We start from the raw sequence: 9,007 nt of genomic DNA, 5'->3' as shown, positions 1-9,007 counted from the left end.
TTCGTTATTCGTTATTCGTTATTCGTTATTCGTTATTCGTTATTCGTTATTCGTTATCCCGCCCATTCCGAAAAGGAATGTTCGGGCAGGTCATTATTCGTTTTCAATCGTTGTAACTTAAATCATAATGTAAATTTTCAAAATTACCATTGATCGTTTTCGACTTCAATTTCAACTTCAACTTCAATTTTAACTTGATCTTACTGTTCAAACAAGAAATGTCTTATTATTCGTGCTTTTGTGCCATAGCTTTTCTAATTTCGTGAATCGTAAATCAAAAATCGTAAATCAAAAATCTAATGTTGTTAACTCTTCATAAATCTACGCTTGTAGAAAATCCCCCTAAAATCGTTATCACCGGCTCAAAAAGTGAGTCCAACAGATTATTGCTTTTGCAAGCGCTGTATCCAGAATTGCAGATTCAGAATGTCTCCAATTCTGACGATTCAGAAGTGATGCAAAAAGCATTGAAATCCACATCAAACCTAATTGATATCAATCATGCGGGAACGGCGATGCGTTTTTTGACGGCATTTTTTTCGACTCAAGAAGGTAGAGAGATCACGATTACGGGATCGGCACGAATGAAAGAACGCCCAATCCAAGTCTTAGTTGAAGCTTTGAATGCGCTAGGTGCTGATATTTCCTATTTGGAGGCTGAAGGTTGTCCGCCTTTAAGGATCAACGGTAAATCTCTTCTAAAAGATCAAGTGACTTTAAAGGCCAACGTGAGTAGTCAATATATTTCAGCGCTTTTGTTGATTGCTCCAAAATTAAACAACGGATTGGAATTAACTTTAGAAGGCGAAATTACCTCCGTGCCTTATATCAACATGACTTTGGATTTGCTTAACCAAATTGCGGTTGAAACCAGTTTTGAGAACAATAAGATAAAAGTAAGCCCGCTTAAAAGTCTGAACGCGTATCAAAAAGCCTTGACGGTTGAGAGCGATTGGTCATCGGCGTCTTATTTTTACAGTATTGTCGCATTAGCTCCGGTGGGAACAGAAATTACTTTATCATCCTACAAAAAAGATAGCTTACAAGGGGATTCTGTTTTGGCAACTATTTACACCGATTTTGGTGTGGTCACAACCTTCGACAATAACTCTATTACCCTTTCAAAAAAGACCGACTGCCTACTGCAGACTGTCGACTGCCAACTTAAAAACGCGCCAGACATCGCACAAACTATCGCCGTGACCTGTTTTGGCTTGGGAGTTGGCTGTCATCTTACTGGACTTCATACCTTAAAGATAAAAGAGACCGACCGACTTGTTGCCTTAAAAACCGAACTTGAAAAATTGGGGGCGCAGGTTGAAATCACAAATGATTCTTTAAAGTTGAAATCTTCTGCCAACATCACTGATCATGTGGCTATTGGTACGTATCACGACCACAGAATGGCGATGGCCTTTGCTCCGTTAGGTTTAAAAACTAACCTTCAAATCGAGGATGCCATGGTTGTTTCAAAATCCTATCCGACCTTTTGGGAAGACCTCAAAGCTATCGGTTTTAAAATAGCAAAATAATAAACGGTCATTTACTTGACAACGCCTACTTTGAGGTCGTATATTTGCAGCTTGCAAAAAAATCTATATAGCGCGTTATAAAGCACTTATAAATTAGTGCCCATTACTCGTGTGATAGAAAATGGATTCTTGAGATCTGTCGGCAGATAGATCTGAACATTTAAAAAAATTAAATATAAACGTATGAAATTATCCCACTTTGGTTTTAAACTTCCAGATGAATTATTAGCTGAATACCCAGCCGAAAACAGAGATGAAGCTCGTTTGATGGTCTTGGACAGAAAGAAGCAGACGATTGAGCATAAATTATTCAAGGATATTATCGATTATTTTGATGAAGGCGATGTGATGATCCTTAATAATACAAAGGTTTTTCCGGCGCGTTTATATGGTAATAAAGAAAAAACAGGTGCGAGAATTGAAGTGTTCTTATTGAGAGAGCTAAATGAAGAGCAGCGTCTTTGGGATGTTTTGGTTGACCCGGCGCGTAAAATACGTATTGGTAACAAATTGTATTTTGGAGATGATGAGACTTTAGTTGCTGAGGTTATTGATAACACGACTTCCAGAGGCCGTACTTTGCGTTTCCTGTACGATGGTTCTTATAAAGAATTCCGCCAAAAATTAACTGAGCTTGGAGAAACACCTCTTCCTAAATATATCAAAAGAGAGGTTGAGCCAGAAGATGAAGAGCGCTATCAAACTATTTTTGCTAAAAAAGAAGGAGCTGTTGCTGCGCCAACAGCAGGTTTGCATTTTTCTAAACATTTATTAAAGCGTTTGGAGATTAAAGGTATTGAATTTGCTGAAGTAACACTTCACGTTGGTTTAGGCACGTTTAACCCGGTTGAGGTTGAAGATTTGTCCAAACATAAAATGGACAGTGAAGAGGCATTCGTTACTCAGGAAGCAGCTGATATTGTCAATAATGCCAAATCTCATAAAAAAAGAGTTTGTGCTGTAGGTACAACGGCGATGCGTGCTATTGAAAGTGCAGTATCTTCAAATGGAACGCTGAATGAGTTTTCAGGTTGGACTAATAAATTTATTTTCCCTCCGTATGACTTTAGTATTGCCAACTGTATGATTACCAATTTCCATACACCAAAATCGACATTATTAATGATGGCTTCTGCTTTTGCAGGTCATGATTTCATAAAGAAAGCTTACGAAGAGGCTGTTAAGGAAAAATACCGTTTCTATACTTATGGAGACGCGATGTTGATCCTATAAATAATATATTTTATACAGATAAAGCCTCGTCGTTATGATGGGGCTTTTCGTTTTAGGGTTTCAGGTTTCAGGTTTCTTGTTTCAAGTTCAAGTTCAAGTTCAATTTCGATTTCCCGCCTCCACAAAAGCTACGGACGGGCAAGCAACTTCGCTCTTTTTCAAACTTTAAGATGACCTTATCAAAAATGCGTCAATCCTTTCACTATTTTTGCAACTGCAATGGAAATAACAAAAAAAGACATACGAGCATTAAGTAAAGAACAACTTCGCGAATTTTTCGTCACGCAAGGTGATAAAGAATTCCGAGGGAATCAGGTATATGAATGGCTGTGGAGCAAAGGCGCTCACAAGTTTGAAGACATGACCAACATTTCCAAGGAAACCCGACAGATGTTGGAAGATCATTTCGTTATCAATCATATTGAAGTGGATCAAATGCAACGTAGCAACGACGGAACCATTAAAAATGCCATTCGTTTGCATGATGGTCTGATCGTGGAATCGGTATTGATTCCAACAAAAAGCCGTACTACAGCGTGTGTATCATCGCAAGTGGGCTGTAGTCTCGATTGTAAATTCTGTGCCACAGCACGACTCAAACGCATGAGGAATCTCAATCCTGATGAAATTTTTGATCAGGTCGTCGCTATTGATAAAGAAAGCCGATTATACTTCAACCGACCTTTAAGCAATATCGTATTTATGGGGATGGGAGAACCACTCATGAACTATAATAATGTACTAAAAGCCATTGATAAAATTACGTCTCCAGAAGGTTTGGGGATGTCTCCAAAACGCATCATCGTGTCCACTTCGGGCGTGCCTAAAATGATCAAGAAAATGGCCGATGATGAAGTGAAATTTGGTCTCGCCGTTTCTCTGCATTCTGCGATTGATGAAATCCGGACTTCCATCATGCCTTTCAATGCTAATTTTCCACTCTCTGATTTAAGGGAAGCTTTGGAATATTGGTATGCCAAAACAAAAAACACCATCACCTATGAATATGTGGTTTGGGATGGGATTAATGACACCAAAAGAGATGTGGAAGCGCTGATTCAATTCTGCAAATTCGCGCCAAGCAAGGTCAATTTGATCGAATATAATCCTATTGATGACGGCCAGTTTCAACAAGCGGATAATGCGGCTTTGGAGATGTATATTTCCATGCTGGAAGCTAGCAATATTACCGTTACGGTAAGGCGCTCCAGAGGTAAGGATATCGACGCGGCCTGTGGTCAACTGGCGAATAAAAGCTAAATTTTTCTAGTTCTGAATGGTTAGTCTGATTTTCAAAAGACTTTCTTCAAGCAGAAGTTTTTTAAATACACCATTTTAACTTCGTGTTAAAATCTAAGGATGATGTTTTTATAAATTGCCTATCCAAGTCTATATTCTAGGAACGCGGTAATCTTGTTTCTTTTCTGAAATAGACTTCAAACATCTTTACTACCCTAAAGAATTTATCAAAAACGTGTATTCAGGCCTTTTTAGCACGACTTTCTAAGCTTTAAAATAGCATATCATTCCCGTTTTTAGTACGTTTGCTGTAGAAATCCGCATGACCACATCCCTTTGAAAATTGAAGAACAAATAAAGCAACCTATTGCCTATGAAATGGAACTTTTTGAACAAAAGTTCCTCCTTTCAATGTCTTCAAAAGTGGCGCTTTTAAATAGGATTACCACTTTTATTGTCAATAGAAAAGGCAAGCAAATGCGACCTATGTTTGTGTTTCTGGTCGCGAAAATGGTCAATAATGGGAATGTTAGCGAACGCACTTATAGAGGTGCTGCGGTTATTGAATTAATCCACACTGCAACCTTAGTGCATGACGACGTTGTCGATGACAGCAACAGACGCCGTGGGTTTTTCTCCATTAACGCCTTATGGAAAAATAAAATTGCCGTTCTTATTGGCGATTATCTTCTGTCTAAAGGTTTATTACTTTCCATTGATAATAATGATTTTGATCTTCTGAAAATTATTTCCGTAGCCGTTCGGGAGATGAGTGAAGGCGAACTTCTTCAAATCGAAAAAGCACGTCAACTGGACATTACTGAAGACATTTATTACGAAATCATCCGTCAAAAAACGGCAACGCTCATTGCAGCGTGTTGTAGTCTCGGTGCAGCTTCCGTAAAACCAAATTCGCCTGATGTGGAAACCATGCGCAAATTTGGAGAACTTATCGGTATGGCCTTTCAAATTAAGGACGATTTGTTTGATTATGGCAATGAAGCGATCGGCAAACCGACAGGTATCGATATCAAGGAACAAAAAATGACCTTGCCACTTATTTATGCTCTGAATAATTCTTCTAAAAAGGAAAAATCCTGGCTGATCAATTCGGTCAAAAAACATAATAAGGATAGAAAACGTGTTAAAGAAGTCATTGCTTTTGTGAAAAGTAAAGGCGGACTGGATTACGCCGTTTCTAAGATGCTAGAATTTCAGGAAGAAGCTTTAGTGCTTTTAGATACCTATCCAGAATCTGAATTTAAAGCTTCTTTATTGCTCATGGTCAATTATGTGATTGATCGGAAGAAGTAGGGGAAAGCATGAAGCTTGAAGCGCGGAGCTTGAAGTTTTTATATGGTTATTATTAAAGTATCTGCATTTTTTTCAAAAAAACATTGTTGTTATTTTTATTTGTAATATGTTGACATATATGTTTTTGCGTTTATCAGTCGACAATTCAACAACAAACAACCCCACAACCAACAAAAATCCCAGGCAACCTTTTGCACATCTTTTGCGTCTTTATAAATAGAAGACCTAATAAACCAATTTTTGAAAGTCATTCAATTACATAACAACAATATCGAGCTTATAAAAAAAGCGTCTAAAAACAATCGTGAAGCGCAACACATGCTTTATGAAACGCATGCGCCAAAAATGTTGAGCGTTTGTCGATATTATGTAAAGGATCTTCAAAAGGCAGAAGATGTCATGTTGAACGGATTTTTTAAAGCTTTTACCCATCTGACGAATTTCAAGAATGAAGGCAGTTTCGAAGGCTGGCTCAGGAAAATCATGGTCAGAGAAGCGATTTCCTTTTTAAGACAACAAAAGAAGATTGAGTTTTCTGTCGAAGATGTTGAAGTCCATCATGAACAGATCAACAACATTCAAACGGCCATCGAAGTGAATGAGATTCAACAATATATTGACGAATTACCTGAAGGCTATAAAATGGTGTTTGTCATGTATGCTATTGAAGGATACAAACATCGCGAAATTGCAAGTTTGTTGAATATCAATGAAGGCACTTCAAAATCGCAGTTGTATAAAGCCAGACAGCTTTTGCAGGAGAAAATTAATAAGTCAAACCTTATAAATACTATGACAGATGAAATGGGAAGATAATATTAAGGAGACGCTTGAGAAACGAACCATCGAACCCTCTGACACCTCATGGAATGCCTTGGCAGACCGATTGGATGCCACGGATAAAAAGAAAGGGAAAGTGGTGTATTTGTGGATGGGTGTTGCGGCTAGCGTTGTTGCTATTTTGTTTATGATCACTTTGTTTTTTAATGACAACACATTTGACACTCAAAATCCGGTTTTAGTTGACACAGAACAAAAAATGGAGGAACATATTCAACCGATGGAGAAGTCATCAGAACAAAGGCAATTGGTGAAGACCAATCAAGAGGTTGGAATTCCAGAGTCTTTTGAAAGGAATGCCTCTAAAAAGGAACTCTTAACGAACGAAAAAAATATAACAACTTCTACACAACAAAATCTTGCCGTTGCTAAAAATGAAAATCAAGAATCATTTGAGTCTTTAGAAATAATCGGTCAAAAAGAAACCTTGGAAGATCAAAAAGTCTCAGAGATTGTTGCTCAAATAAACGATTTGAAAAGCAAGGGCCAAACGGTAACTGACGCGGATATTGATGCTTTATTGCAAAAAGCCCAAAGGGAAATTACTTTCCAAACCATCTTAAAAGAGGGCACGAGAACGGTGGATGCCAGCGCTCTTTTACAAGACGTTGAAACAGATTTGCAAAAATCGTTTAGAGATAAAATCTTTGAAGCTTTAAAAAATAGTTATGAAACCGTAATAACGGCAGTCGCAGAGCGGAATAATTAACCGAATTCCTGCACAGGCAGGAATCTCAGATTTAGCGAAGCTAATCTTAGAGTCAAAAGTAAAATTCATCAATCAAAAATCGAACATTATGAACACAATTGTAAAAATCATTGTGCTGGCAAGCTTATGCCTCATTTTAAGCAACGTTCACGCACAGGACACTATTCAGAGAACCCTCAAAGATATTCGACTTGAGCATCTCGAAAAGTATAAGGACACCATTGCCATACAGGAAAGGAATCTCTTAAAATCCGAAGTTGAAGTCATTAATCAACAATTGGAAAAGGGCAAAATCACCAAAGCAAAAGCAGATGCACTGAAACAAGAAGCAGCTAAGAAAAGAGCATTAAACATTGAGAGTAGACTGGCTATGATTGACCACCAAATTGATCTACTTATGAGAAATGACGAATCCTATCAAACGTATGGAAATACGAAGAGCGATCTCCTAGCTTCATTTAGCAAAAAAAATGGACTTTACATAAAAGGTAGCAATAAGCCAGTTAAATATGATATCAGAACTGAAAACCAATTCTTATTCGCCATCGGTTTTAACAACACACTCATTGACGGTCAAAGCTTAGAAGATTCCCCGTATAAAATCGGCGGTTCCGGTTTTGTGGAACTGGGTTGGCTGTGGAATACACGATTACTTAAAAACTCAAATTTTGTGAGGGTCAATTATGGGTTGTCATTACAGTGGAATAAATTGTCCATAAAAGATAATCTTTATTTTGTGGATCATGGAAATGAAACCACGCTCGAAGAATTTCCATTGGATTTGAAGAAATCAAAATTCAGAACTACGAGTTTGGTCGTTCCATTGCATTTTGAGTTCGGGCCTTCAAAAAAAGAAACCTATGATGATCGAATCAGGTATTTTACGGCTAATCAATTCAAGATTGGACTTGGAGGTTTCGCTGGGGTTAATCTGAGCACTCAGCAAAAACTGAAATACCGAGAGAATGGTAGCAATCAAAAAGATAAATTAAAAAATGATTACAACACGTCCAATTTTGTATATGGTTTGAGCGGTTATATTGGCGTAGGAGATTTTAGTGTGTATGCCAAATATAATCTGAACGAACTGTTTAAGGATCAAGTCACGCCACAGCATAATATTTCCTTGGGCCTGCGTTGGGATCTTTAGATTAATCACTTAAGGTTTCAAGGAATACAATCAAAAATTAAACCATTAAGGAGTTAAGTTCATTAAGCGCTGCCTTAAAAAGTAGTGCACCTTAATTTTCTTAATCCCTTAATGGTTCAAAAAAATATAACCATTAAGAAAAAATTAAGGAATTTAGGACATTAAGGGTTGAGTTAAAAACAACACGACTTAATTTTCTTAATACCTAAATGATCTTGATGGTTCAAAAAACTTATTCATTCCGATAGCGAATCATGATGTCCTTGAATAACTCTGCAGTAGTCGGAGGCGTATAAGAAATGGCATTGGCTCCCGATTCAATGGCCAGTTGAATAGTATCATCAGATCTCCCGCTAGTTGCAATGATCGCCACATCGCTATTAATATCTCTGATTCTTTTTATAATATCCGACGTTTTTTCAGCGCCTGACACGTTAAAAATATCGACGCCAGCTTTTATGCGTCCCTCGATATCGTCATTTTCTGAAACCACGGTAATGACGACTGGAATGTCTATTTTTTCTTTTAATCTTTTGATCAAATCATTCGGCGTAGGTTTATTTAATACCACGCCTAAGGCACCTTGGAACTCTGCGTCAATGGCAAGATCTATGGATCGATCGCCTGTGGTTATGCCGCCGCCGACACCACAAAAGATAGGTTTGTCTGCCGCTAAAATCAAAGCATGAGAAATTAAGGGCTGCGGCGTAAATGGATATACTGCAATAATAGCGTTGGAATTTGTATTTCGGATGATCGCCACATCAGTACTGAATAAAAAAGATTTTAATAGCTGACCAAATACATAGATTCCAGAACAGGTATTGATAATTTCTGGTACTTCAACGATATTAGTTCTTAATCTACTTGTAAAACGAGGTGTTTTTTTCATTGTTTTAATTTTAAATGTTGCTGCCAACGCTAATGATGTAAATGGCATTATCTTCGGTAAAGTCAGTGTTTATATTTATCTTAAGAACTGGACGGAAT

The 9,007-nt window shown here is 37.6% G+C and carries 8 protein-coding genes; 7 read left to right on the top strand and 1 reads right to left on the bottom strand.

The annotated features are described in order from the left end of the window. The first annotated feature begins 299 nt into the window (after positions 1–299). The 7 genes from ACOH2D_RS12520 to ACOH2D_RS12490 all read left to right on the top strand — a co-directional run bounded on the left by ACOH2D_RS12520 (position 300) and on the right by ACOH2D_RS12490 (position 8,017). Positions 300–1,532: a 3-phosphoshikimate 1-carboxyvinyltransferase gene (locus ACOH2D_RS12520; RefSeq protein WP_449535441.1), complete on the top strand. Its 1,233-nt coding sequence runs from the start codon at positions 300–302 to the stop codon at positions 1,530–1,532. A 183-nt stretch (positions 1,533–1,715) separates the two neighbouring features. Beyond that, a complete protein-coding gene (gene queA, locus ACOH2D_RS12515; RefSeq protein ID WP_348036484.1) occupies positions 1,716–2,765 on the top strand; it encodes a tRNA preQ1(34) S-adenosylmethionine ribosyltransferase-isomerase QueA in 1,050 nt (349 codons plus the stop codon). A 219-nt stretch (positions 2,766–2,984) separates the two neighbouring features. Next, complete coding sequence (gene rlmN / locus ACOH2D_RS12510) at positions 2,985–4,025, top strand: dual-specificity RNA methyltransferase RlmN (RefSeq protein WP_449535440.1); 1,041 nt, start codon at positions 2,985–2,987, stop codon at positions 4,023–4,025. Between the two features lie 315 nt (positions 4,026–4,340). Then, positions 4,341–5,318: a polyprenyl synthetase family protein gene (locus ACOH2D_RS12505; protein ID WP_449535439.1), complete on the top strand. Its 978-nt coding sequence runs from the start codon at positions 4,341–4,343 to the stop codon at positions 5,316–5,318. A 240-nt stretch (positions 5,319–5,558) separates the two neighbouring features. Next, positions 5,559–6,134 carry an RNA polymerase sigma factor gene (locus ACOH2D_RS12500; RefSeq protein WP_348062808.1) on the top strand — a complete coding sequence of 192 codons (576 nt, stop codon included), beginning with the start codon at positions 5,559–5,561 and terminating at the stop codon, positions 6,132–6,134. Next, the gene (locus ACOH2D_RS12495; protein WP_348062807.1) at positions 6,118–6,867 is read left to right on the top strand and encodes a hypothetical protein; all 750 of its coding nucleotides are present in this window, start codon (positions 6,118–6,120) and stop codon (positions 6,865–6,867) included. Before ACOH2D_RS12500 ends, ACOH2D_RS12495 begins: the two co-directional genes overlap by 17 nt. 88 nt (positions 6,868–6,955) lie before the next feature. Then, positions 6,956–8,017, top strand: a complete 1,062-nt coding sequence (locus tag ACOH2D_RS12490) for a hypothetical protein (RefSeq protein ID WP_449535438.1) — start codon at positions 6,956–6,958, stop codon at positions 8,015–8,017. A 232-nt stretch (positions 8,018–8,249) separates the two neighbouring features. Here the strand turns inward: ACOH2D_RS12490 and ACOH2D_RS12485 are convergent, their stop codons facing one another. Beyond that, a complete protein-coding gene (locus tag ACOH2D_RS12485) occupies positions 8,250–8,909 on the bottom strand; it encodes a hydrolase (RefSeq protein ID WP_348037186.1) in 660 nt (219 codons plus the stop codon). Between the last annotated feature and the right edge of the window lie 98 nt (positions 8,910–9,007).

The sequence above is a fragment of the Gelidibacter sp. genome (genome assembly GCF_053579655.1).
Note: the sequence above shows the minus strand (reverse complement) of the source record. Positions and strands in the feature narration are given on the sequence as shown.